Below are 25,151 nucleotides of genomic sequence, written 5' to 3' on the forward strand. Positions count from 1 at the left end.
ATTGTGCGACAAAACCTAAGATACTTAGACTATAGCATCTTGATCCCATATCTTGTTTTGTCAACTATCGGGGTTATTATGGTATATTCAGCAAGCTCGGACATTTTATTAGTAAATGGTTTTTCACCGAGTGTATACATGAAAAGACAGATTATATATTTCTTGGCAGCATTTATAGCCTTTGGAATTCCTTGTTTTGCTTTAAAACTAAGAGTATTCAAAAACAGAAAATTTGTTATGTCCTACTTAGGAATTTCATTTTTGATGTTAATGTTTTTAATCGTTCTAAAAATTGTTAGTCATGGAAAAGCTGCTGTTAATGGTGCTGTTGGTTGGATTAATTTAGGATTTATTAATATTCAGCCAGTGGAAGTAGCTAAATTATCTCTAGTTCTTTATTTGGCTTTTGTCTTGTCAAGACGAGATGGGAAGTTTATTCCGGGACAAATCTGGCATAATTTATTTGGGCCAACTGTAATTTCATTTTTGATGATTGGTTTGGTAATTTTAGAGCCTGACTTTGGCGGTTCAGCAATTCTATTTATGATTGTTTTTGTCATGTATAGTGTCTCAGGAATCCCCACAAGATTAGCCGTTTATTGGTTAGTAGGATTACTGCTAGGAATTGTTTTATTGATGGCAATTTTATTGTTTTGGACCCCAGGATTCATCAAAGATTCCTATCAATTTCAGCGGTTGCTCGCTTTTGCCCATCCCTTTAAGCTAGAAAAAACAGGTGGTGCACAGTTGGTAAACTCCTATTATGCAATTCATAATGGTGGTTTGTTTGGTGTTGGATTAGGTAATAGTATGCAAAAGAGAGGCTACTTACCTGAACCATATACTGATTTCATTTTATCTATTACCGCTGAAGAGTTAGGAGTAATTGGCGCCATTGTGATTATTACCTTATTATTCTTTTTAATGTGGCGCATTATGGAAGTAGGAATTCATGCCGATTCACAATTTAATGCTTTAGTTTGTTTCGGGGTTGTAACCATGATTTTTACAGAAACGCTCTTTAATGTAGGGGCAGTTTTAGGATTATTGCCAATTACTGGGGTAACCTTACCATTTATTTCATATGGGGGATCATCAATGATTGTACTAACTGTCGCTTTAGGTTTAGTCTTAAATATTTCAGCTGCTGAAAAGAAAGCATTAGTAGAAAGTAGGAGTGTACTTTGAGTTTGGTTTTTAAGGATGAGTCAAATGAAAAAATGATTCCCCGTACGCAGATAATTGTTTGGTTGAATCAAATTAGCGATCAGTATAAGTTGCGTAGATTTGGTAATATTATTTATTTTTCACGTAAAAATAAGTATGTGATTTTATATGTCAGTTCACAATACGCAGCTAAGACAATTGCAGAGCTCAGAAGCAAAAGTTATGTGCAGTCTGTGGAAACATCAAAAACTGATGAGCTCGATTTCTCTGCTGAACACGAGGAAAAAATGATGCGGGAACTAAAAGAAGAAGCTGAAAAATTACGAGAAGAAAACGAGGATTTACGAGTTTGAGAATTATTGCAGGAAAATATGCTAAGCGTAATTTACATACATTGAAGAGTAATGCCACTCGACCAACTAGTGATAAGGTAAAAGGGTCTTTATTTAATTCTTTGGGGCAATTTTTTGATGGCGGCCAAGTACTCGATCTATATGCTGGCAGTGGTGCCTTAGGAATTGAAGCTGTTTCTCGGGGCTATGATGAGGCTGTTTTAGTAGATATTAGTGGTCAGGCATGCCAGGTTATCAAAAAAAATGTTGAACTCACCAAGGAAGAAGAAAGATTCAGAGTCTTAAAGTGTAGTGATAATCGCGCAATTAAAATTTTGCAGGATGAGGGTAAGAAATTTGATCTTGTTTTTCTTGACCCACCTTATGCTAAACAAAAAATTGTAAAGATTATGACGAAATTGCTTGAGAATAATCTATTAAATGAGAAGGCGCTTGTTGTAGCGGAGACAGATGAACATGATGAATTACCAGAGGTTTCTGGCTTTTCAATTATTAAGGATCATCAGTTAGGACGAACAAAGGTAAAGGTTTACGAAAGAGATTAAAATGACAAAGGCGATTTTTCCCGGAAGTTTTGACCCAATAACTAATGGACATGTTGAGGTTATTGAAGGTGCATCTCATATGTTTGAAAAATTGTATGTAGTAATTATGACCAATACTAGTAAAAAGTATCTTTTTAATGAAAAAGAACGTTTAGAATTGGCGAGAAAAGTTTTTGAAAACAACGAAAAAGTTGAAGTTATTGCTCGACCAGCCGAGTTAACCGTGGAAGTAGCACATGAACTTGGTGCAAGTGCAATTGTTCGTGGATTGCGAAATACAGCAGATTTTAACTACGAGCGTGATATAGCTGGAATCAACAAGACGTTAGATCCAGATTTAAATACAGTTTTATTGTTTACTCGCCCAGAAGATAGTTTTATTTCTTCTAGTATGATTAAAGAAACTGTATTTTTTGGTGGGGATGTTTCAACCTTAGTTCCAAAACCAGTCGCAGCTGCATTGGAAGAAAAATTGAGGAATAGAAATAATGAAAAAAAATAGAAAATTAAAGTTTTGGCTGCTAGGAATAGCAGCATTTTTAATAGCAGTTGTATTTTGTCTGTGGCCAACGCAATATTATATTGAAGCTCCTGGTGAAGCTTTTCAGATTAGTAAATATGTAAAAAGTACTAGAAAGGCTAATCCTAATTTTTATTTAGTAACCGTAAGCGAACGACCGGCGGTAATGATTGATTATTTGACAAGTTTTTTGAGGCCAGCAGATAGTCGCTACTCAAAGGATGAATTAATGGGAACATCGACTAGTGCCGAATATAACCAAATGCAGCAGTATTACATGGAAACTAGTCAAAATAATGCTATTTACTATGCGGCTAAAAAGGCAAACGTTCCGCATCGTCAAGAGTTCTTAGGCGTTTACGTAATGGAAATAATGAGTAATTCAACTTTTAAGAATAAGTTGAAGGTAGGAGACGTATTAGTTAGCGTAAATGGTAAGAAATTCAATTCTAGTCAAGAATTAATTAAATATGTTTCTTCTTTAAAGAAGAGTAAGGTAAAGATTGAAGTTATTAGAGGAAAAAAACACTTAACTTTCTCTGGTGAAACGGTAAAACTTTCTGGAACTAACCGTTACGGAATCGGTATTCAACTTGTAGATCATACACGAGTAGTAACAAAGCCTGCAGTAAAAATTGATGCGGAAGATATTGGTGGACCTTCAGCTGGATTAATGTTTACGCTCGAATGTTATCAATTATTTACCGGAAAAAATCTTAGTTCTAAAAAGATAGCAGGGACTGGGACGATTGATGATCAAGGAAAAGTAGGAATGATTGGCGGCGTTGATAAGAAAGTAATAGCAGCTAGTCAACAGGGAATGAAAGTCTTCTTTGCTCCAACTGATCAACCAGCGGGAGTTAAAAAGAGTGAAACGAACTATGCAGAAGCGGTAAAAACTGCTAAGAAAATTCATACTAAAATGAAGATTGTACCCGTAGCTCGATTTGAAGATGCACTAAATTATTTAGAAAAATAAGAAAAAAGCAGCAAAAAAATTGCTGCTTTTTTTCGTAATAAATAATGAGGTGATAAAAATGGATTTTGAAAAAATAAAAGGCTTCATCTTAGAAAAGAAAGGACTAGTAATTGGAATTATTGCGACGATTTTAATTGGTGGATATTTTATTCAAAAAAATAATCAGCCAGCAATTAATAACAGCCAAGTTTTAAGTGAAAATAATAAGAACCAATCAACAGATTTTTCTAAAAATAAAAGTAATAACACTCCTTCTGCTACTGGCGTTAATAGCCCATCTAAACAAAATACTGTAACTGTAGATATTGCTGGAGCTGTTAAACATAGTGGAGTTTATACCTTAAAAAATGGGGCACGCTTAAATGATTTATTAAAAGTATGTGGCGGCTTAACCGATAAGGCAGAGACAAGAGCAATAAATCGAGCAGCTCTTTTAAAAGATCAAGATCAAATTTATGTCCCCCACATTGGTGAAAAAATAGAGAATGTACCAGCAGTCGGAAATACAACAACTGCTAACTCATCTGCTTCAGATTCTGCTAGTTCAAATTCTGAGCAGGTCCATTTAAATTCTGCAACAGTTGAAGATTTACAGAAATTAAATGGAGTAGGTCAGAAGAAAGCAGAACAAATTATTGCGTATCGCGATCAAAATGGAGGTTTCAAACAAATTGAAGATTTAACTAAAGTGACAGGAATTGGTGAAAAGACTTTTGAAAAGCTTAAAGATCAATTGGCTCTCTAGTTTTTATGCTCCCGGATTCTATTTATTACTTAGTTTGGGATGTATTTCAGTTACTTTTCTAATTTTGCAAGCTACTTCTTTTGCTCAAAGAGTTGTAGCTGTAATTTTTTTGCTTTTTTTCTGCTTCTTGCTCATTTATAAATTTCCTCAGTATCGACAATTACTGGTTTTGTTTTTAGGAATAATATCTCTTATAACTTTACTTAATCAGCAAACAAGTGAAACGAAAATTGGAAAACCAATTCAAATATATAGTGATCAGGTGAAGGTGAGTGACCAATTTTTCTATGGGGAGGGAAGAATTGGAAAGAATAAAGTTTTAATTAGTGGAAGCATAAACAAGTCACTTGAAAAAGAATTAAATCGCTTTGGGGGATGTTATTTAGTAAACTACAAGGCAAAAGTAGAACAAATTATGCCAGCAACTAACCCAGGTGAATTTGACTACCAAAAGTATTATCGTAGTAAAAAAATAAGGGAAAGAGTGAAACTTGAAAGCTATGAGCTTTATCCTAAGAAAATTACTATTTTTGATTGGATTCATATTTTACGTAAGCGACTGATCGATTATTTTGAAAAAATGCCCCAGTTCACAAGATTGTTTGCCAATGAAATGGTTCTAGCACAAAATCCTAGTCCGGAAAATAAGGTTTTACTCAATAGTTATCGTGACTTAGGGATTATCCATTTGTTAAGTATCTCTGGTCTGCACGTAAGTTTATATATTCTGGGAATTATGTGGCTTGGGACAATTATGAAAAGAACAGAAGAAGAGCTAACGATTTTCTGTGTTCTTTTTTTAATAATAGAAATCTTACTCTCTAATTTTCAGGCTGGTTTTGTGCGGGCGAGTTTAAGCTACTTTTGGAAAGTATTCTTTAAAAGAAAAAAGATTATGATTAGTAGCGGAGATAAATTAGGAATAGTAGCGTTAACTCATCTTATATTTAATCCGCTATTATTTTTAAATAGTGGGGCGATTTTGAGTTATTTGTTAGTCTTTGGATTAGAAATAAGCAAGAATTTTAAAAAAATTAAACAAAATATAGTTCTTAATTTATTAATTACGCCAATTCTATTACATAATTTTTATCGGATTAACTTTTTAACTATCATTTATAATTTCTTGATTGTTCCAATTTTTAATTTTATTCTTTTGCCTTTAACCTTTATTGTGATTTTTCTATTTTGGTGTTTACCAAATATTGTCAAAATAGGTGAACCAATTTTTAAAGTCATTGCAGACCTAACTAATTTTATTGCTGATAAGCAAGTCGGATTAATAACTTTTGGGCAAATAAATTGGTTTCAAACTATATTTTTATTAGCTGTGACTTTGTTTTTGATTATTATGCCTAAGAATAAAGTAAAGAAATTAAAATTAAGAGTAATTTTGTTTGGGGCATATACTAGCTTTTTCTGTTTGATTCATTTTCCACTTAAGGGACAAGTTTCTTTTATTGACGTAGGACAGGGGGATAGCATTTTAATTACGACGCCCTTAAATAGAAAAACATATTTAATAGATACGGGCGGAAAGCTAAATTTTGGTAAAAGAAAAAGTGAGCCGCAGTTAAATCGGATCACTATTCCATTTTTATATGCGCAGGGAATTGATCATCTTGATGGAGTCTTTTTAAGTCATCAAGATGCAGATCATATTGGTGATTTAAAGGCGTTGCTAGATCAAATTCCAGTAAATCGGCTATATTTTGCTAAAGGTTTGACTGATAATCAGTCTTTTATGAAGAAAATAAGTAATCATTTAAATGATGTGCAACTGATGCCACTTCTTGCAGGCGATAAAGTTAGAGAGAGCGGGATCGACTTTGACGTGCTTTATCCTTTTAAAGCGGGCTTAGGTAAGAATGAAGATTCTTTATCTATAACTTTTAAGTTAGCAAATAGACGTTGGCTTTTTACTGGGGACTTGGGCCGAGAAGGAGAAAAAGAGATACAAAATCACTATAATTTCCAAGTTGATTACTTTAAATTAGGACATCATGGTAGTAAAACTTCTAGCGATCCAGATTTTTTAAAGCAGTTGAATCCGCGGCTGGTCTTTATTTCTTCAGGACGCAATAATCGTTTTGGACATCCTCATCAAGAAACTTTAAAAACATTGAAAGACTTAGATATTCCATATTTAAATACGCAAGATAGTGGTACAATTACTTGGAATTACTCACCATTTCAAGGTGATAAGATTACGACTTTTTATAAAGGAAATACAAAATGACATTAATCTCTCTTTTTAAACAGACTAATCCTAATAATGCTAATCTTTTGATTCAAGGACCTGATTCATTTTTTAATGATTATTTGGTTCGTAACTATCTCAATCAAAAATCTTTTTCTGAACTTGATCAAGTGATTGTAGACTGCCTTGAAGATGGACTTGATGAATTGATGGCAACTTTAACAGAGTCTTCTTTATTTAGTAATCAGAAAATTGTTGTTGTTAAAAATCCTTTCTTTTTAATGGCTAAAGTACCACAAAAGTTTAAAAAACAAGTTGAAAAATTAACTAAAATCATTGAACATTTAGGTGATTTAGAAGATATAGCTGTTTTTGTAGCTAATTATGAAAAAATTGATCGTAGAAAAAAGATTAGTAAACTTTTGCTTGAACATGTTAATGTGATTGAAACTACTTTTAAGCCATATGAAGTAAGTGGAATAATTAAGGCTATAAGTAAAGAAGAGGGATATCAAATTACTAATATGGCTCTTCAAATATTAATCCAAAGAAGTGACCAGGTTCTCGATGTTTCTTTAAGTAACTACGTAAAATTAAAAAATATTGTTGGTGAAGATAAAAGAATCACTGAAACGCTAATTAATGAAAATATTGATCGTTCTCTTTCAGAAAATATTTTTGAAATATTAACAGCTGCTTTTGATGAAAAATATCAAGAGGCTACTCAACGTTTAGAGGATCATTTACGAGAAGGGGCAAGTGCGATTCAGCTACTAGCTATTTTTGAATCTCAACTTGAATTTTTGACTTGTGTTAAAGTTTTGCAGAATAGACGGTGGAGTAAAGATCAAATTACTAAAGAGTTAAAAGTGAATCCGTATCGAGTAAAATTAGCCCTTGAAAATAAAGTCTCATTAAGTAAATTAACAGTGTTGCTAAAACGGGCGATTGAACTTGATTTTGGCTACAAAAACGGAACTTATCATGGGGATGAGTTCTTGAAGCTCTTTTTATTAAAAATTTAGAAAACAAAAAAGCTCGGAGGAAAACTCCGAGCTTTTATTTTGCCTAATATCAGGTGTCAAGTAAATAATTTACTTGTTAGCAGCCTTTTTAGATAAGCGTGATTTATCACGGTTAGCTTTGTTCTTAGAAATAAGACCTTTAGAAACAGCCTTATCTAAAGCACGTGCAGCTTTAACTTCTAAATCGAGGACATCTTTTGCGTCATTTTCAACAGCTTCGTTGAATTTTCTTACAGCAGTTCTCAATTTACTTAATTCAGCAGCGTTGCGCTTGTTAGCAGTAGCATTAGTCTTAACACGTTTAATTGCTGATTTAATTTGTGGCATCAAAATCACCTCGATAAAATAGATTTACTCGTTAATTATACTTAATACAAGCCGTTGGTGCAAGGTAATTTGGACTTGCTTTTTTAAAAACTTCCATGTAATATTAATATCTGTTGGAACCATTGACGCTGTTTTCCCGCCGCCGACGGTTAACGTTGTTAATGGCAATTATTTAAAAGAGAGGTATTTTTCTAATGGCTATTTCAAAAGAAAAGAAAGATGAATTAATCAAAGAATACGCACGTCACGATGGCGATACTGGTTCTCCAGAAGTTCAAATTGCACTTTTAACTAGTGACATCAACAACTTGAACGATCACTTAAAGGCTAACAAGCAAGACCATCACTCATACGTTGGTTTGCTTAAGAAGATTGGTCACCGTCGTAACTTACTTCGTTACTTGAAGAACAAAGATATTCAACGTTACCGTGAATTAATCAACAAGTTAGGTTTACGTCGTTAATTCTAATAATTCCTAAACCTCAGCTACTCTTTATCTTAAAGAGTAGCTTTTTTGTTCCTTTCAAATTCATACTATTATATGGTAAAATTAATTAGATTAACTTCGTTTTGATCATTAAGATCCATAAATAATTTAAGTAAATATAGAAAGAAGCAAAAAAATGTCACAAAAGATTAAGATAATGATCTTGGGTGGCGCACGTGAAAATGGTAAAAACATGTACGCTGTTCAAGTAGAAGACGAAATTTTTATTATGGATGCGGGTTTGAAGTATCCTGATTCATCTTTATTAGGAATTGACGTTGTTATTCCTGACCTACAATTTTTCCAAGATTATGCCGATAAAATTGCCGGTATCTTTTTAACTCATGGTCATGCTGACTCAATCGGTGCTCTTCCATATATTTTAAGAAATCACGATATTCCAGTTTTTGGTTCAAAATTAACTATTGAATTGGCTAAGATCGCTGTTCAACGTGAAAATAGACGTCGTAAAAATGACTTGTTCCATGTTATTGATGCTGACACAGAAATTGAATTTAAAAATGCAAATGTCTCTTTCTTCAAGACTACGCACTCAATCCCAGATTCTTTAGGAATTGATATTTCCACTAAAGAAGGAGAAATTGTCTACACTGGTGACTTTAAGTTTGATCCATCAGCTAAAAAGGGTTATCGAACTGATTTTGTTCGTTTATCTGAAATTGCCCAAAAGGGCGTCCTCGCACTTCTTAGTGACTCCACTAATGCTGAAGCAAACTTCCCAAATGATCGTCAGACTAGTATTGAAAAATACATTTACAATATTTTTGAGAATTATGATGGTCGAATCATTGCTGCAGCAAAAGCATCAAATATCGTCCGTGTTCAAGAGATTTTCCAAGCAGCGGCTGCCACTGGAAGACATGTTTTCTTGACAGGTAGAGATGCTGGTAAGATTGTCTATACAGCAATGAAATTAGGTTACTTAAACGTACCTAAAGGATTACTTGTTCACAGTAAGGACTTAAAGAAGATTCCTGACAATGAATTAGTAATCTTAGAAACTGGTCGGATGGGTGAACCACTTAAATCCCTTCAAAAGATGGCAACTAACCGTCACCGGATGATTAAGATTAAGAAGGGGGATTTAGTTTTCATCGCTACCACTCCTTCACACTCAGTTGAAACTATGGTTGCCCAAACTAGTGATATGATTTATCGTGCTGGCGGAATAGTTAAAGAACTCGGTAGAGATAAGCATACAAGTGGACATGCCACTGGCCGTGACTTACAAATGTTAATTGATACACTTAAGCCTAAGTTCTTAATTCCAGTTATTGGTGAATACCGTCTTCTTGAGATCCATAAAGATTTAGCCATTGAAGCAGGTATGAATAAGAAGGATATTTTCCTACCACATAACGGGGATGCATATTCTTTAGAAAAGGGACGTTTCTATCGTACAGATGCTGTTCCTGGTGAAGATATCATGATTGACGGTTCTGGTGTCGGTGATGTTGGAAACATCGTTTTAAGAGACCGGGAAGTTCTATCTGATGACGGTGTCTTCATTGCTGCAGCTACTATTGATAGAAAGAAAAAGAAGATCATCTCAGAACCACGTGTTTCAACTAGAGGATTTGTATACATTAAGGCTAACCATGCTTTGATGAATGGGGCTGCTGATGTAATTAAAGAGGCAGTAAACAATAACTTTGAACATAAGAAGTTTGATTGGACTGAATTAAAGCAAGATATTCGTAATGATGTTGAAAAATATCTTTACAAGCAAACAGGTCGTCGTCCAGTTGTTTTACCAGTCGTAATGGAAGTTAACCAAAATAGACACCGTGCAATGGCTAGACGAAACAATCAAGAAAATAATTCTGAGAAACGTCCAGTTAGAAAAAATCATCACAAAATAGATTTAGAACAAAAGAAGGCAAAAGCTTAATGTCACATGCAAGTCAAGATAACTTTCTTCTTTTAGCAAAAGAAGCTAAAAAGCACAATGATTTGCCGCAAGCTAAGCAATATTTACTAGAGGCTTTACGGTTAGGTCACGATTCAGATATTGTTTGTGAGTTATGTGAAATATATTTAAGCCAAGAGAAGGGGGATCAGGCATATTCTTTGATTAAGGAAGAGCCTGACCTTTTTTCTAATCAAAGAGTATATAATACTTATCTTAAGATTTTAGCTTTTCAGCATTATGCAATTGAAGCGGCTGAGCTGGAACACTTACTGCAAAAAAAGCTGCCAGTAAAAATTGAACCAGTTAGTCAAATTAAGCAGTTAGAAATAATGCGAAATTTTAAACAGCTTAAATATATTCAAGAAAAAGACTACTTACTGTTATATTGCTTAAGTACAGAAAACTTTACTAATTTGGCAAAAAGTATTTTAATAGATCCATCTCCTAATTTTGCTTTGCGTTTATCCCTATGTGAAGATTTAATAAAACTTGGATATAGCGAAAAAGTTCAAGTTTACATTTTAGGAGAATTAAAAGACTTTATTCCTAAAGAAACGGACTTACTTGAAAAAAGTCTAATTTATCGTGAAGTTTGTGTTAGCTTAGCGGATTACTTTAGACAGGATCCAAGCAAACTGCCAATAATGATTGGTGAGATGAATGTTTGTTTAGGGATGCTATATCCGCGTTTAAATGATTATATTAGAGATCCGGATCAATTTGCTCATGATTTTAGAAATTATCTTGAGCAAAAGAAGGGCGGAGCTAATCAGAAACTTTTAAATAAAATATATGAATATTTGGCATATGAAAAAGCAACAAATTCTGATTTTTAGTGCCGATATTGAGCAAAAAAGGTTTACATTTTCTGTGGATCTAGTATAATCAATAAAGGATATTTTCAAAGGGGTACGAGCTAGGCTTTTACCTTTGAAAGTAGTATAATAATCAACAGAGAATTATCCGTTACTTACTCAACGGACTTCTTGCAAATTTACAGGAGGGTCATATTAATGGCAGAAAAAGAACATTACGAAAGAACTAAGCCGCACGTTAACATTGGTACTATCGGCCACGTTGACCATGGTAAGACCACTTTAACTGCAGCTATTACTACAGTTTTGGCAGAAGACGGTTTGGCACAAGCTGAAGATTACTCACAAATCGATGCTGCTCCAGAAGAAAAGGAACGTGGTATTACTATTAATACCGCTCACGTAGAATACGAAACTAAGAATCGTCACTACGCTCACATGGATGCTCCAGGTCACGCTGACTACATCAAGAACATGATTACTGGTGCTGCACAAATGGATGGTGCTATCTTGGTTGTTGCTGCAACTGATGGTCCTATGCCACAAACTCGTGAACACATCTTACTTGCTCGTCAAGTTGGTGTTCAATACATCGTTGTATTCTTAAACAAGGTTGACTTAGTTGACGATCCAGAATTGATCGACTTAGTTGAAATGGAAGTACGTGACTTGTTATCAGAATACGATTACCCTGGTGACGATGTTCCTGTTATCCGTGGTTCAGCTTTGAAGGCACTTGAAGGTGACCCAGAACAACAAGACGTTATCAGAAAATTAATGGAAACTGTTGACGAATACATCCCAACTCCAGAACGTGATACTGACAAGCCATTCTTAATGCCAGTTGAAGACGTATTTACTATCACTGGTCGTGGTACTGTTGCTTCTGGTCGTATCGACCGTGGTACTGTTAAGGTCGGCGATGAAGTTGAAATCGTTGGTTTAACTGACAAGATTGAAAAGTCAACTGTTACTGGTTTGGAAATGTTCCACAAGACTCTTGACCTTGGTGAAGCCGGCGATAACGTTGGTGTATTGCTTCGTGGTATCGACCGTGATCAAGTTGAACGTGGTCAAGTTTTAGCTGCACCTGGTTCAATTCAAACCCACAAGAACTTCAAGGGTCAAGTTTATATCTTGAACAAAGATGAAGGTGGTCGTCACACTCCATTCTTCTCAGATTACCGTCCACAATTCTACTTCCACACTACTGACGTAACTGGTAAGATTGAATTGCCAGAAGGTACTGAAATGGTTATGCCTGGTGATAACGTTGAATTCACTGTTGAATTGATCAAGCCAGTTGCCATTGAAAAGGGTACTAAGTTTACTATCCGTGAAGGTGGTAAGACTGTTGGTGCTGGTCAAGTTACTGAAATCCTTGACTAATTCCAAACTTTCTTAAAAAAGATGTATCTTAGGATACATCTTTTTTTTATACAAAAATTAACAAATTTCTTTCTGGATTTGTGTTTTAGCAAGGTTTAGGGTAAGATAGTTAAGTGTGCAATAGCAAACCCAAATTTGACATCGGAGGTATTTAATTAATGTCTGTAAAATGGGAAAAGACCGGTAAAACATCCGGTGAATTAACTTTTGAAATCTCACAAGAAGAAGTAAAAAAGGGCTTAGATCAAGCTTTCAAACGTGTTAAGAAGAACTTACGTGTACCTGGTTTCCGTAAAGGTCACGTTTCTCGTGTTATTTTTGATCAATTTTACGGTGAAGAAGCTCTTTACGAAGATGCTTTAAACATCGTTTTACCAGAAGCTTACACTGCTGCTGTTAAAGAAGCTGGTATTGCCCCAGTTGGCCAACCACAAATTACTCCAGTTTCAATGGATAAGAACAAGGCTTGGGTAATGAAGGCTACTGTTTCTGTTAAGCCAGAAGTTAAGTTAGGTGACTACAAGGGTATTGAAGTTCCTAAGCAAAACACTCGCGTTTTAGTTAAGGACGTAGATGCAGAATTAAACAAGCGCCGTGAACAAAATGCTGAATTAGTATTGAAAGACGGTAAGGCTGCTAAAGGCGATACTGTTACTATCGACTACACTGGTACTATTGATGGTAAACCATTTGATGGTGGTAGTGCACAAAACTACTCATTAGAATTAGGTTCTGGTACTTTCATTCCTGGTTTTGAAGATCAACTTATTGATCACAAAGCTGGCGATGATGTAGATGTTGTTGTAACCTTCCCAGAAGATTACGGTGCAAAAGACTTAGCTGGTAAAGAAGCACACTTTGCTACTAAGATTCATGAAGTGAAATCTAAAGAATTACCTAAGTTAGATGACGAGTTTGCTAAAGATGTTGATGATTCAGTAGAATCACTTGATGAATTAAAAGATAAGATCAAGAAAGACTTGAAGAAGCACAAGGAAGATGACGCAAAAGACGCTATCCAAGATGCTGCAATCAAGGGTGCAGTTGAAAATGCAACCATTGATGAAGTTCCTCAAGCAATGATCGACGAAGATGTTCAAAACCAATTGAACCAATACTTAGGCAACATGCAACGTCAAGGTATTGACCCACAAACTTACTTCAAGTTAACTGGTACTACTGAAGCTCAATTGCGTGAACAATTAGCTAAGGGTGCTGCAGAACGTGTTAAGACTAACCTTGTTTTGGAAGCAATCGTTGCTAAAGAAAAACTTGACGCAACTGCTGATGAAATTAAGCAAGAAATCAAAGACTTAGCACACGACTACAACATGGAAGAAAAAGTTGTTCGTCGTAGCTTGAGTGATGATATGCTTAAGCATGATATTGCTATTAGAAAAGCTATTGATTTAGTAGCTGACAAGGCAAAGCAAGTTGCTAAGAAAGCTACTAAGAAATCAACTGCTAAGAAGTCAACCAAAGAAGACGACAAAAAGGCTGATAAATAATAGTTGATAACTAGTTTAAGAAAAGGGCGGCTATGACAGTCGCTTTTTTCTTTACTATTAATTAATAAGACAATTTTCTTTACTCTGTTAAAGTGAACTGCTAAGCTTATTTTGACATAAAGTAAGTGAAAAGGAGGATGGCTGATGGCTAACGAAATTACTGAGCAAGAAGAAGTAAAATGTTCTTTTTGCGGTAAACCACAGTCACAAGTTAAAAAAATTGTGGCTGGAAATGGAGTCTACATTTGTAATGAATGTATCGATCTTTCTAAGAAAATTATTGATGATGAATTAAAAGCAGATTCCATTAAAGAAACTAAAGATTTACCTAAGCCAATGGAAATTAAAAAGCAATTGGATGAGTACGTAATTGGTCAAGATCGTGCCAAGAAGGTGCTTTCCGTTGCTGTTTACAACCACTACAAACGTATCAGTCAAATGGATATTGATAGCACTGGAACTGAGTTGCAAAAATCAAATATTGCTTTGATTGGACCAACTGGTTCGGGTAAAACTTATTTAGCCCAAACTTTGGCTAAAATTTTGAATGTTCCATTTGCTATTGCGGACGCTACTACTTTGACTGAAGCCGGCTATGTTGGTGAAGATGTAGAAAATATTTTGCTCAAATTGTTGCAAAATGCCGACTATGATATAGAGCGTGCCCAACGTGGAATCATCTACATTGACGAAATTGATAAGATTTCTAAAAAAGCAGAAAATGTTTCAATTACTCGTGATGTTTCCGGTGAAGGTGTACAACAGTCATTACTTAAGATCTTAGAAGGAACTATTGCTTCTGTTCCTCCTCAAGGCGGACGTAAACACCCGCAACAACAAATGATTAAGATTGATACTACTAATATCTTGTTCATTGTTGGTGGTGCTTTTGATGGTATTGAAAATATCGTTAAAAACCGTCTTGGTAAGAAAACAATTGGTTTTGGCGCAGAAAATGGTCTTAACCAAGTAGATGTAGATGACTGGCAAAAGAATCTTACAACTGGAGATTTGGTTAAATTCGGTTTAATTCCTGAATTTATTGGACGTATTCCAATTATTGCTACTCTTGATAAGTTGAGTACTGAGGACTTAATTAGAATTTTAACTGAACCAAAGAATGCTTTAGTAAAACAATACAAGAAATTATTGTCACTTGACGATGTGGACCTTGAATTTACTGATGGAGCCCTACAAGCTATTGCAGATATGGCTATTAGTCGTCATATGGGTGCACGTGGTTTACGTTCTATTGTTGAAAATTCATTAATGAATGTAATGTACCGTACACCAAGTGATGATAACATCCAAGAAGTCCAAATTACTAAGGATGTTATTACTAAGCATGCAGAGCCTAAGATTACCTATAAAGAGGATAAGGCTGAAAAGACGAGTGAGGCGACTAAATAATGAAAGTCGTAGATGCTGAATTTGTCATTAGTGCTGTTTCTGAAAAACAGTATCCGAAAGATGATTTACCAGAATTTGCCTTGGCTGGCCGTTCTAATGTTGGTAAATCTAGTTTGATTAATACGATTGTTAATCGCCGTAAACTAGCCCGTACATCCCAACAACCAGGTAAGACTCAAACTCTTAATTTTTATAAGGTTAATAATGAGTTGTATTTGGTTGACGTACCAGGTTATGGCTATGCAAAAGTTTCTAAAAAGCAAAGAGCTGCTTTTGGTGAAATGATTCAAGATTATCTTGAAACGCGTGCCGATTTAAAGGGATTAATTCTTTTAGTTGATGCACGTCACAACCCAACTGCTGATGATATCAATATGTTTAATTATGCTCTCTATCTTGATATTCCAATCTTGGTGGTAGCAACGAAGATGGATAAGTTGAAAAAGATGGAAGCAAGTCAGATTAAGCAAAAAATCGGCAAGAGTTTGGATCTATCACAAGAAAATGTATCTTTCTTACCATTCTCTAGTGTTTCTAAATTAAATGTAGATAAATTCTGGGATTGGGTCGAAGATAGGATGTAATTTAAAAAAATTGTATAATTTGCTGATTAAATTCATCTATCTTTGATATAATTAAATACGTTGAAAATATTGAACTAATAATGTTTCAACAACCTTTGAAAAAGAAGAATACCGGTTGGAGCTGACAAGCTCTAGTCGGTATTTTTTCTTGCCTAAATAAATGTATTAGCTTTAGAATTAAAATATACACTTTAAAGAAATAAGGGAAAGAAATGACTAAAAAAATTTTATTTATTTGTCATGGTAATATTTGTCGTTCGCCTATGGCTGAATTTATTACTAAAAAGATTGTTAAAGATCTAGGTAAAGAAAAAGAGTATGAAATTGCTTCAGCTGCTACAACCGAAGATGCAATTATTAGTGGGATTGGCCATGATATCGATGTGCGTTCTCAAAGAGTAATGAATGAGCATGGAATTCCTTTTAACCATCGTCAAGCTAGAAAAATGGTTAAGAGCGACTATGAGAAATATGACTACATTATCGGGATGGATGAAGAAAACTTCTTTGATATGAATCATATTTCAGCAGGAGACCCAGACAGAAAAGAATATAAACTTTTATCTTTTGCTGGCTCTATGATGGATGTTGATGATCCTTGGTATACTAGGGACTTTGAAGGGGCTTATCAAGATATTTATCGAGGCTGTGAAGCTCTTATTAAGAAAATCGAGATGTCTGATAAGTAATGCAAGTTTTACCAATTTTCCTGGTTATTTTAGCAATAGTAGTATCAGGATATATTTTTACTTCTAAACATCGGCTTTATTTTCTGAAAGCAATTATTTTATTTTTAGTATTACTACTGCTTAGTACAGTTAACTTCTCAATTTTATTTGGAATTGCGGCACTATTTATTGATCGGGTTCATGATATGAAATTAGGAAATCTCTTCTTGCTTTTAGCAGCGTTAGTAATTCTATCAGGCTTACTATTATATGAGGGATTAAAGAGATTCAATAAACATTATCATATTTCCGAAATAACGTTAACGCTGATTGAATACTGTATTCAATGGTCATTAATTTATGTTACAGTTTATCAATCAATCTTCAATAACATTGCTAAGATCCATACAATTACTAAAATGATCAAAACAGTTCGTATCCTCAATCCGGATTTACTGGTAGTAATTATTTTGCCATCATTTATTTCAATTTGGATTGCGGTTGTTTTATTGAAGAAATATCAACATGATTTATAAAAGATAGTCTTATAGTAAGATTATCTTTTTATTATGTTAAGACTAAATCTTTGTCATTATGACTTTAACTCATACAATAAAAAGTGAAAGCGGATTATATATGAAAGAAGGCTGTAATTATGACAGTTCCAACATTTGATCGTGAAAAAGAAGCTATTATGAAAGACGTTCGTGAAATGATTCACCGTAATCGTGACAATGGCTTTATTTTAGAAAAATTACAAAATAAATACGGTAAAGACTTTTCTGATGATGATTTGAAGGCTTTAATTAAAGAAGCTACTAAATAACCGGAAAGTAGGCATACTATGAGAATGAGTTTTTGGATGGATTATGCATCTCCATTTTGTTATATTGCTTTTCATAAGCTAACTGAGGCAGTTAAGGCAGTAGGAATTGATCAAAACAAGTTAGATTATAACTTTCGCGCTTTTCAAATTGATCCAACTGCTACTGAAAATCCAACGCAAACGCGGGGAGAGAAGTTGATGAAAAAAAGATGGTTTAACCCAAAAGCAACTTCATGAAAGATTTCAAAATATTACTGAACAAGCTAGAGATGCTGGTTTAACAATTAATTATGCAAATACACTTCCAGTCAATACGATGAAGGCATTGCGTTTAACTAAATGGGCTAATGATACACAAAGTAATCAAAAGACGGCCAATTTAATTGACACAATCTTTAAAGCTTATTTTGTTGAAAATCAAAATATTACTGATAATGACGTCTTAGTAAAATTAGCAAAAGACCCTGGATTAGATGACTCATCTCCCAAAAAGATTCTTACGAGTGAAGAATATAAGGACGTAGTTATCGAAGATGAAAATGACTTAGCCAATCGAAATGCGGATGCAGTACCATACTTTGAAATTGGTCATTATCATGACGAAGGTGTGCCTACTAAAGAAGCTCTAATTGACGCAATCAACAATTTAATATATCAGAAGGCAAACTAGCCTCTATTACTAAATTTCTTCTATTCAAAGTGTAATTTCGACTAAAAAGTGAAATTACACCTTTTTTATTCAAGATTAAAAAGGTTCTAAAGTTGAAATTTAATGGTAGGATAAAAATGGAAGAAAAGGAGAAATATGAAGAAAATATTATTAATGAGTGTGATTGCTCTCAGCTTAGTAGGAGCAAGCGGCTGTTCCAATAACTCTAATTCAACTAATAATAGTATCGCTAAGAGTTCAAAGACTACTCAGAAGAAGCACTGGGATAAGAAAAAAGATCAAAAACTAGCTAAAGAAATGGATAAGTACGGTAAAAAGAAGAGCCAAACCTATACCAAATATGATGGTAAAAACAAGCTTTCTACTTCAGCAAATCGTGTTTATCCAGATGCCTTTAAGAAAGATACTTTTAAGTTGAATGGTAAAAAGATAAGCATTGGCTGGAGTCCACAAGGCGAACATCATTATGATTATGACGTCTTGGCTATCTATAATCATGACTTAACTAAAGATGGACAACATAAGACTTTTCTCTTTTGCTGGCACAAGCAAAAACCAATTGTTTTGGTAGATGAGTCTGGTAAGGGAAACGTTGTTAACTTACATGTCAGTCAAGACAGGTCATTAAATGGTAGCTTTTCAAACATTATGTATGGTGAAAATATCTAGCTTAAGGTCTGCTTCTTTGCAGGCTTTTTGTTTCTAAAAATAAATATCCGTATAATAGATGAAAAGTGAGATGATTGGAATAGGTAGAGTATAAAAATGTTAAGTAATAAAATGAAAGAACTGCTTGATAAGGTGTATGAAACACCAAATACAATGGACCTGGCAGTCATAGTACAGACACCGGACTTTGAAGAAACTTTTATTAGTGATAATTTGCGCCGCTCTTATCAACCAGCACGAGCTAAGGGTCTTGTTTTTAGGTTAATTGGGACTTTCGTTCAAAGACTTGATCTAGATTATTATGAATTCATTGATGTATTAAAGGGCGATTTAGAAAGTGACTTATTTAATGTGCATGCTATGAGAAAGCTCAAGCGCCCTAGTCAAGAGATTACTGATGATAAGCTTAAGCAACTAGAAACCCGAGTAGAAGATATCATTGATTTAGCTGAAGACCTAGCTAGTGAAAAAGAGATTGGTGACTATGTCTTGGTTGTTAATTATACTGACCAGTTAGGGGATGTTTTCTTCCATGATACTAGCGATCAAAATATGTCGACTTATCATGATATTCAAGTGATGCTCATGGAATATGCAAACCGCAATATTCTCAATCTATTAGCTCTAATAAAAGATTTAGAAAACAAGCGTCCTAGTGAAGCTAAATTACTCAATAAAGCTGCTTTTGAAGATCGAAATATTGATGGCTTCAATGTAGGAGACTTTTGGCAAATATATCGAGCTCCTTATCAGGGTGGCCAATTTGACTTAGAAAATCCTGAAGGCTATCGCTTTGAAAAAGAACTGATTAAATATAGTAGAAACTTGCAACACTTAGATTTGACGTACTTTCTTCTATTTGTGAGAACAGACCGCTATGTGTATGTATTAACCCCATCCTTTAAGACAGAAGATGATCTAGTAGAAGCCTTAGCTGGTTATTTAACTAGTCTAGAAGTGAATATGGACTTTACTGATGAAAAGTTTAAAGAAATTAGCGATATGATGCTTGAGAGAAAGTCTTATCTTGAGTTAGCTCATGGAAAGGATTCTGCGTATGCGATTGACTTACCAGTTAAACGAGAGGTGACTGATGGTCAAGAAATTCGAAAAGAAATTAATGACATTTTCAGTGAGCTAGTAACTTATCAAAATATGGATACAGTGCGTGATTTTTACATGTTTGCAAATATTAAAGACAATAATTTTACTGGTGGGATGATGAAAGACAATAATTTAACGAGTTACTTACTAAACTTCGTTGAATTATTAGCTTACCTTACTCATATGTATCCAAATCTAGCACCAAAGAAAATAATTGACTTAGTTGCAACTAAAGAAGACTTAAAAGGTAAGCGAAAATAGTTGCTTTATACGGATAAAGTTTCTATTGTAGAGGCGAGAGTGTAATAAGAGACAGAAGAGTTGAAAGATGAAAATTTCAATTTGAGGGGCGATTATGCATGTCCTTACTGCTACATTGGTGAAACCAACTAACAAAAGGCAATTGAAGAGTTAGGTGTTCAAGATAAGATTGAATATGACTTGAATGCTTTTTAAATTGATTTAGATGCACCTAAGTCAACTAAGCAAACTAATGCAGTCCTTTCAATGTGAAGGTGGTTAGAGCATGTTTTGATTCAATAAATGTGTTTTTTATGCTAATTGTGAATTTTCTATGAGTTTTCATATATTTTTTGTATAATAACTTTTAGTGTTACTAAAAAGCAAAAAATAAAAGAGGAATAAAATGGATCATAAGAATAGTGATAATGAATTAAGACATCGCTCACATCATCACCGGCATCATCGACGTAAAAAGTTTTGGCGTATCTTTTGGATTGTATTAGGTGTCTTCCTAGCAGTAGACATCATTGCGGTTATTATCGCTTGGCACAATATCCATGTTGCCACTAACAATATGTATAATCCGATGAGTAATGAAATTAGTGATCGGAAGGTTAGCGACAAACTGAAAGATAAGAAGCCAATGAGCCTGCTTTTATTGGGAACAGATACAGGTGAATTTGGACGTTCTTACAAGGGGAGAACAGATACCATTATGATGATGGTTATCAATCCTAAGACCAATAAGACAACAGTTGTCAGCTTGCCTCGAGATATGAAAGTTAACTTACCGGATTATCCAGACTATTCACCAGCTAAGATTAATGCAGCCTATACTTATGGTGGTGTAGATGAAACTGTTAAAACGATCAAGAAGTACTTTAATGTTCCAACTGATTCTTATGTCATGGTAAACATGGGAGGGCTCGAGAAGGCAATTGATCAAGTTGGAGGAGTGACAGTTAAGTCGCCATTAACGTTTGATTATGAAGGCTATCACTTCACTAAGGGCGTAACTTATCACATGAATGGGAAGAAAGCTTTAGCATTCAGTAGAATGCGTTATGATGACCCAAAAGGAGATTATGGGCGTCAAGAGAGACAAAGACTTGTAATTATGGCATTATTAAAGAGTTCCATTTCTTACAAGACAGTCGTTAACCAAGCATTCTTGAATTCAATCTCTAAGCAAACTATGACTAACTTAACGTTTGATAATATGGTTGCGTTAGCTCAGAATTATCGTCATGCAACTGATAATATCACAAGTGATCACGCTCAAGGACAAGGCGATTGGGAGAATGGCGTTGCCTATGAGTCAGTTAGTCAAGCAGAATGTCAAAGAATTAGTAATAAGTTACGTGCTGCCTTAGGGCTTAAGCCGGAAACCTTAAAGACAGGAGAATAGGAAAAAGTGGAAAACAGTACAAAAACTGAAAATACAATCGATTTACGTAGATTATGGATGCTTCTTCGAGCACATATTTGGGCAATTATCGCCTGGGCCGTTGGTTTAGGAGCAGTTGGATTTGTCTTAGCTGCTTTTGTCGTTGAGCCAAAGTATACTTCAACAACTCAGATTTTGGTTAACCAAAAAAGAAATACGACGGATGCTGGTCAAGCATTCAATGCTCAACAAGCTGATGTCCAGTTAATTAATACTTATAAGGATATTGTTACTAGTCCAGTTATTTTAAAAGATGCTTCTAAGTGGCTAAAAAATCCTACTGAAGTTGTAAAGCCAGCTAAAAAAGCTCAGTACAAGACTTTAGCTGATGGTACTAAAAAACTTGTTAGTCCAGCTGAACCAGCTGTTGTAAGAAGAGCGGGACGTGGCTACAACGTTAGTGCTAAAGAAATGCAAAAAGCAGTGTCAGTAAGTACACAACAACAATCTCAAGTATTTACAATTAGTGCTAAGAGTAATGATCCAGAAAAAGCGCAAGCAATTGCAAATGCGGTTGCTAAAACTTTTAAGAATAAAATTAAGAGCATTATGAATGTTAATAATGTAACAATTGTGTCACCAGCTGCTCGTGGTATTAAGACATTCCCTAAGACTACACTATTTACTCTCGCGGGTATTGTGCTTGGATTAATTATTAGCGTTGCTTTAATTGTCTTACGTGATTCATTTAATACTACAGTCAGAGATGATGACTACTTGACGAAGGAATTAGGTTTAACCAATTTAGGTCATGTATCTCACTTCCACTTATCTAATGATTTTAGTATCAATAAGAAGAACAATGATTCTGGTAAAAAGAAGCGTGTATAGGAGAGTATAAATGGGATTGTTTAATAGACGTAGAAAACGTGGTACAGATGAAACCATGCAATATGGTGCTAAGTTAATTACTGTAGCAAAACCGCAAAATCCAGTAAGTGAACAGTTTAGAACAGTGAAGACTAATATTGACTTTACTAGTGTTGATCATCAAATCAAAGCTTTAGCTTTTACATCAGCTAATATTAGTGAAGGAAAGTCAACTGTAACAGTGAATGTGGCGGTTACAATGGCTCAAGCAGGTAAAAAAGTATTATTGATTGATGCCGATTTGCACAGACCAACATTACACCAAACATTCGACATTCCAAATCGAGTAGGATTGACTACAATTTTAACTTCACATTCTAATGAAGTTGATATGGCAAATATTGTTAAAGAAGATATTATTCCTAATCTTTCAGTAATGCCTGCTGGTCCTATTCCACCTAATCCAGCTCAATTATTGGGTTCTAATAGAATGCGTGCCTTTCTAAACATGGTTAAGGAACACTATGATTTGGTAATTTTGGATTTAGCGCCGGTCTTAGAAGTTTCAGATACCCAAATTTTAGCTGGTGAAATGGATGGAGTAGTTTTAGTTGTACGTCAAGGAGTTACGCAGAAGGCTGGAGTTGAGCGTGCTATTGAAATGCTTAACTTAACTAAGACACATGTTTTAGGGTATGTAATGAATGACGTGAAAACTGGTCCAGATGGCTATGGATACGGCTATGGCTATGGATACAGTCAAGAAAAAGATGGAGAAACGAAGTAATAAATAATGGTATTAGTTGACATTCACGCACATATATTGCCAGGAATTGATGATGGTTCTCCTGATTTGGAATCTTCATTAGGTCTAGCAGAAGCTGCAGTAGCCGATGGAATTACTCATGCATTAATGACCCCACATACTTTAAATGGAAAATATTTAAATCATAAAGAGGATATCATTAAAGAGACAGCTAGTTTTCAAAAGGAATTAGAACAGCACAATATTCCTTTGACTGTCTTTCCAAGTCAAGAAGTTCGTCTAAATGGTAATTTACCGCAAGCTTTAGATGATGATGATATCTTATTTTGTGATGAAGATGGCAGATATATGCTATTAGAATTTCCAAGTGAAGATGTACCAACTTATGCCAAAGATATGACTTTTAAATTGTTAGGACGGGGGATTACCCCAATCATTGTTCATCCAGAAAGGAATTCTGGTATCTTGGCTCATCCAGAAAAATTACAAGAGTTTATTGAGCAAGGCTGTTTAACGCAAATAACTGCTAGTTCGTATGTGGGAGTCTTTGGAAAAGAGATCGAAAAATTAGCTGATCAATTTGTAGAAGCGGGTCAAGTAGCCACTTTTGCTTCAGATGCACATACGTTGCCAAAACGTGAAAGTCGAATGCATGACGCTTATGAGAAGTTAGAAAAAACGCAAGGATTGGATGTTGCTAATAGCTTTAAGCAGAATGCACGAAACATTATTAATTCTGATAATGTTAATTTAAATTGGAAACCTTTAAAGAAAAAGAAACGGTTTTGGATATTTTAAGTTTATTGTTGGGGGATAGAGTTTTAAATGATGGCACAAGAGGTTAAAAGGGTAAAACTAGATCCGTCAAAAGTTAAGGGACGTGTAGGATACCGTGCTGTAAAACGTGGCTTTGATATTTTAGCTAGTGGATTGGCTCTGATATTATTGTCTCCATTATTTTTAGTTTTAATTGTCTTAATTAAAAAGGAAGATGGTGGACCAGCTTTCTATTCACAAGAACGAATCGGTAAAAATGAGAAACCATTTAAAATGTGGAAGTTTCGTTCAATGATTGTGAATGCCGATAAAATGGTAAAACAGTTAGAAGAACAAAATGAAATTGACGGGGCAATGTTTAAGATTAAAGATGATCCTCGTGTAACTAAAATTGGTCATGTAATTAGAAAATATAGTCTTGATGAATTACCTCAGCTTTGGAACGTGTTAAAAGGTGATATGTCTTTAGTAGGTCCACGTCCACCTCTACCAATGGAAGTGGCTGATTATACTGACTATGATAAATTGCGTTTAACTGTTACACCAGGTTGTACAGGACTTTGGCAGGTAACAAAACGTAATGATGCAGACTTTGATGAAATGGTAGAATTAGACCTTGAATATATCAATAAGAGTAGTTTGTGGTTTGATTTTAAGATTTTATTAAAGACTGTTGGTGTTGTTATTCATCCGAATAGTGCGTATTAAGGAGAGAAAGAAAAAAGTATGAAAGTTTGTTTAGTTGGTTCTAGCGGTGGTCACTTAACTCATCTTTATATGTTAAAGCCATTTTGGCAAAATAAGGATAGATTCTGGGTTACTTTTGATAAAGAAGATGCAAGAAGTAAGCTGAAATCTGAAAAGATGTATGGATGTTACTATCCCACTAACCGTAATCTAAAAAACTTGATTCGTAATACTTTTTTAGCAATTAAAGTGCTCCGTAAAGAACGTCCTGATGTAATTATTTCTAGTGGGGCTGCAGTAGCAGTTCCATTTTTTTATATCGGAAAATTAATGGGTGCTAAGACTGTTTACATTGAAGTATTTGATCGCTATGATAAACCTACAATTACTGGTAAATTGGTATATCCAATAACAGATAAGTTTATCGTTGAATGGGAAGAAATGAAGAAAGTTTATCCTAAGGCAATTAATTTAGGAAGTATTTTTTAGGGTGATA

The 25,151-nt window shown here is 34.6% G+C and carries 29 protein-coding genes; 28 read left to right on the forward strand and 1 reads right to left on the reverse strand.

Features of this window, described 5'->3' with window-relative positions; genetic code table 11:
• Positions 1 to 3 precede the first annotated feature (3 nt).
• The 8 genes from HMPREF0528_RS01805 to holA are packed head-to-tail and all read left to right on the forward strand — an operon-like array spanning position 4 to position 7,534.
• On the forward strand, positions 4 to 1,188 hold the full coding sequence (locus HMPREF0528_RS01805; RefSeq protein ID WP_034525061.1) for an FtsW/RodA/SpoVE family cell cycle protein: 1,185 nt from the start codon (positions 4 to 6) through the stop codon (positions 1,186 to 1,188).
• Positions 1,185 to 1,520, forward strand: coding sequence for a YlbG family protein (locus tag HMPREF0528_RS01810; protein WP_004894297.1), 336 nt, complete (start codon positions 1,185 to 1,187; stop codon positions 1,518 to 1,520). The genes HMPREF0528_RS01805 and HMPREF0528_RS01810 overlap by 4 nt, the downstream gene beginning before the upstream one ends.
• Positions 1,517 to 2,065: a 16S rRNA (guanine(966)-N(2))-methyltransferase RsmD gene (rsmD, locus tag HMPREF0528_RS01815; protein ID WP_004894299.1), complete on the forward strand. Its 549-nt coding sequence runs from the start codon at positions 1,517 to 1,519 to the stop codon at positions 2,063 to 2,065. Before HMPREF0528_RS01810 ends, rsmD begins: the two co-directional genes overlap by 4 nt.
• A gap of 1 nt (position 2,066) precedes the next feature.
• Positions 2,067 to 2,567 (forward strand): pantetheine-phosphate adenylyltransferase, encoded by a 501-nt coding sequence (gene coaD, locus HMPREF0528_RS01820; protein WP_004894300.1) that lies wholly within the window; start codon positions 2,067 to 2,069, stop codon positions 2,565 to 2,567.
• Complete coding sequence (locus tag HMPREF0528_RS01825; protein ID WP_004894302.1) at positions 2,554 to 3,564, forward strand: SepM family pheromone-processing serine protease; 1,011 nt, start codon at positions 2,554 to 2,556, stop codon at positions 3,562 to 3,564. Before coaD ends, HMPREF0528_RS01825 begins: the two co-directional genes overlap by 14 nt.
• Before the next feature lie 58 nt (positions 3,565 to 3,622).
• Complete coding sequence (locus tag HMPREF0528_RS01830) at positions 3,623 to 4,309, forward strand: helix-hairpin-helix domain-containing protein (protein ID WP_004894304.1); 687 nt, start codon at positions 3,623 to 3,625, stop codon at positions 4,307 to 4,309.
• Positions 4,266 to 6,548 (forward strand): DNA internalization-related competence protein ComEC/Rec2, encoded by a 2,283-nt coding sequence (locus HMPREF0528_RS01835; RefSeq protein ID WP_004894307.1) that lies wholly within the window; start codon positions 4,266 to 4,268, stop codon positions 6,546 to 6,548. The genes HMPREF0528_RS01830 and HMPREF0528_RS01835 overlap by 44 nt, the downstream gene beginning before the upstream one ends.
• Positions 6,545 to 7,534 carry a DNA polymerase III subunit delta gene (gene holA / locus HMPREF0528_RS01840; RefSeq protein WP_004894310.1) on the forward strand — a complete coding sequence of 330 codons (990 nt, stop codon included), beginning with the start codon at positions 6,545 to 6,547 and terminating at the stop codon, positions 7,532 to 7,534. Before HMPREF0528_RS01835 ends, holA begins: the two co-directional genes overlap by 4 nt.
• A 69-nt stretch (positions 7,535 to 7,603) precedes the next feature.
• On the opposite strand, the gene rpsT is transcribed toward holA, so the two are convergent.
• Positions 7,604 to 7,861, reverse strand: coding sequence for a 30S ribosomal protein S20 (gene rpsT / locus HMPREF0528_RS01845; RefSeq protein WP_004894312.1), 258 nt, complete (start codon positions 7,859 to 7,861; stop codon positions 7,604 to 7,606).
• Between the two features lie 194 nt (positions 7,862 to 8,055).
• On the opposite strand from rpsT, the gene rpsO reads away from it, so the two are divergent.
• From rpsO to pssD, 20 genes are all read left to right on the forward strand, one after another.
• On the forward strand, positions 8,056 to 8,325 hold the full coding sequence (rpsO, locus tag HMPREF0528_RS01850; protein ID WP_004894315.1) for a 30S ribosomal protein S15: 270 nt from the start codon (positions 8,056 to 8,058) through the stop codon (positions 8,323 to 8,325).
• Positions 8,326 to 8,485: 160 nt separating this feature from the next.
• On the forward strand, positions 8,486 to 10,261 hold the full coding sequence (locus HMPREF0528_RS01855) for a ribonuclease J (RefSeq protein ID WP_004894317.1): 1,776 nt from the start codon (positions 8,486 to 8,488) through the stop codon (positions 10,259 to 10,261).
• On the forward strand, positions 10,261 to 11,118 hold the full coding sequence (locus HMPREF0528_RS01860; protein ID WP_004894318.1) for a hypothetical protein: 858 nt from the start codon (positions 10,261 to 10,263) through the stop codon (positions 11,116 to 11,118). The genes HMPREF0528_RS01855 and HMPREF0528_RS01860 overlap by 1 nt, the downstream gene beginning before the upstream one ends.
• 177 nt (positions 11,119 to 11,295) lie before the next feature.
• On the forward strand, positions 11,296 to 12,486 hold the full coding sequence (tuf, locus tag HMPREF0528_RS01865) for an elongation factor Tu (RefSeq protein ID WP_004894320.1): 1,191 nt from the start codon (positions 11,296 to 11,298) through the stop codon (positions 12,484 to 12,486).
• A gap of 158 nt (positions 12,487 to 12,644) precedes the next feature.
• Positions 12,645 to 13,994, forward strand: coding sequence for a trigger factor (gene tig, locus HMPREF0528_RS01870; protein ID WP_004894321.1), 1,350 nt, complete (start codon positions 12,645 to 12,647; stop codon positions 13,992 to 13,994).
• Between the two features lie 144 nt (positions 13,995 to 14,138).
• Positions 14,139 to 15,404, forward strand: a complete 1,266-nt coding sequence (gene clpX / locus HMPREF0528_RS01875; protein ID WP_004894324.1) for an ATP-dependent Clp protease ATP-binding subunit ClpX — start codon at positions 14,139 to 14,141, stop codon at positions 15,402 to 15,404.
• Positions 15,404 to 15,988, forward strand: a complete 585-nt coding sequence (gene yihA / locus HMPREF0528_RS01880; RefSeq protein WP_004894326.1) for a ribosome biogenesis GTP-binding protein YihA/YsxC — start codon at positions 15,404 to 15,406, stop codon at positions 15,986 to 15,988. The genes clpX and yihA overlap by 1 nt, the downstream gene beginning before the upstream one ends.
• A gap of 212 nt (positions 15,989 to 16,200) precedes the next feature.
• A complete protein-coding gene (locus HMPREF0528_RS01885) occupies positions 16,201 to 16,677 on the forward strand; it encodes a low molecular weight protein-tyrosine-phosphatase (RefSeq protein WP_004894327.1) in 477 nt (158 codons plus the stop codon).
• Positions 16,677 to 17,192, forward strand: a complete 516-nt coding sequence (locus HMPREF0528_RS01890) for an SA1002 family membrane protein (RefSeq protein WP_004894331.1) — start codon at positions 16,677 to 16,679, stop codon at positions 17,190 to 17,192. The genes HMPREF0528_RS01885 and HMPREF0528_RS01890 overlap by 1 nt, the downstream gene beginning before the upstream one ends.
• A gap of 119 nt (positions 17,193 to 17,311) precedes the next feature.
• Positions 17,312 to 17,482 (forward strand): hypothetical protein, encoded by a 171-nt coding sequence (locus HMPREF0528_RS09230; RefSeq protein ID WP_004894332.1) that lies wholly within the window; start codon positions 17,312 to 17,314, stop codon positions 17,480 to 17,482.
• Positions 17,483 to 17,500: 18 nt separating this feature from the next.
• Positions 17,501 to 17,719 (forward strand): DsbA family protein, encoded by a 219-nt coding sequence (locus tag HMPREF0528_RS09650; RefSeq protein ID WP_004894336.1) that lies wholly within the window; start codon positions 17,501 to 17,503, stop codon positions 17,717 to 17,719.
• Between the two features lie 13 nt (positions 17,720 to 17,732).
• A complete protein-coding gene (locus HMPREF0528_RS09655) occupies positions 17,733 to 18,152 on the forward strand; it encodes a DsbA family protein (protein ID WP_311317705.1) in 420 nt (139 codons plus the stop codon).
• A 135-nt stretch (positions 18,153 to 18,287) separates the two neighbouring features.
• Complete coding sequence (locus HMPREF0528_RS01900; RefSeq protein WP_004894341.1) at positions 18,288 to 18,821, forward strand: DUF4767 domain-containing protein; 534 nt, start codon at positions 18,288 to 18,290, stop codon at positions 18,819 to 18,821.
• Positions 18,822 to 18,917: 96 nt separating this feature from the next.
• A complete protein-coding gene (locus HMPREF0528_RS01905) occupies positions 18,918 to 20,186 on the forward strand; it encodes a hypothetical protein (protein ID WP_004894344.1) in 1,269 nt (422 codons plus the stop codon).
• Positions 20,187 to 20,571: 385 nt separating this feature from the next.
• On the forward strand, positions 20,572 to 21,576 hold the full coding sequence (locus tag HMPREF0528_RS01910; protein ID WP_004894347.1) for an LCP family glycopolymer transferase: 1,005 nt from the start codon (positions 20,572 to 20,574) through the stop codon (positions 21,574 to 21,576).
• Between the two features lie 6 nt (positions 21,577 to 21,582).
• Complete coding sequence (locus HMPREF0528_RS01915) at positions 21,583 to 22,446, forward strand: YveK family protein (RefSeq protein WP_004894349.1); 864 nt, start codon at positions 21,583 to 21,585, stop codon at positions 22,444 to 22,446.
• A 10-nt stretch (positions 22,447 to 22,456) separates the two neighbouring features.
• Complete coding sequence (locus tag HMPREF0528_RS01920) at positions 22,457 to 23,212, forward strand: CpsD/CapB family tyrosine-protein kinase (RefSeq protein WP_004894352.1); 756 nt, start codon at positions 22,457 to 22,459, stop codon at positions 23,210 to 23,212.
• A 6-nt stretch (positions 23,213 to 23,218) separates the two neighbouring features.
• Complete coding sequence (locus tag HMPREF0528_RS01925) at positions 23,219 to 23,989, forward strand: tyrosine-protein phosphatase (RefSeq protein ID WP_004894353.1); 771 nt, start codon at positions 23,219 to 23,221, stop codon at positions 23,987 to 23,989.
• A 27-nt stretch (positions 23,990 to 24,016) separates the two neighbouring features.
• Complete coding sequence (locus tag HMPREF0528_RS01930; protein ID WP_004894356.1) at positions 24,017 to 24,676, forward strand: sugar transferase; 660 nt, start codon at positions 24,017 to 24,019, stop codon at positions 24,674 to 24,676.
• A gap of 18 nt (positions 24,677 to 24,694) precedes the next feature.
• Positions 24,695 to 25,144: a PssD/Cps14F family polysaccharide biosynthesis glycosyltransferase gene (gene pssD, locus HMPREF0528_RS01935; protein ID WP_004894358.1), complete on the forward strand. Its 450-nt coding sequence runs from the start codon at positions 24,695 to 24,697 to the stop codon at positions 25,142 to 25,144.
• The last annotated feature ends 7 nt before the right edge of the window (positions 25,145 to 25,151 follow it).

The sequence above is a fragment of the Lactobacillus johnsonii ATCC 33200 genome (assembly GCF_000159355.1).
Lineage (GTDB): Bacteria > Bacillota > Bacilli > Lactobacillales > Lactobacillaceae > Lactobacillus > Lactobacillus johnsonii.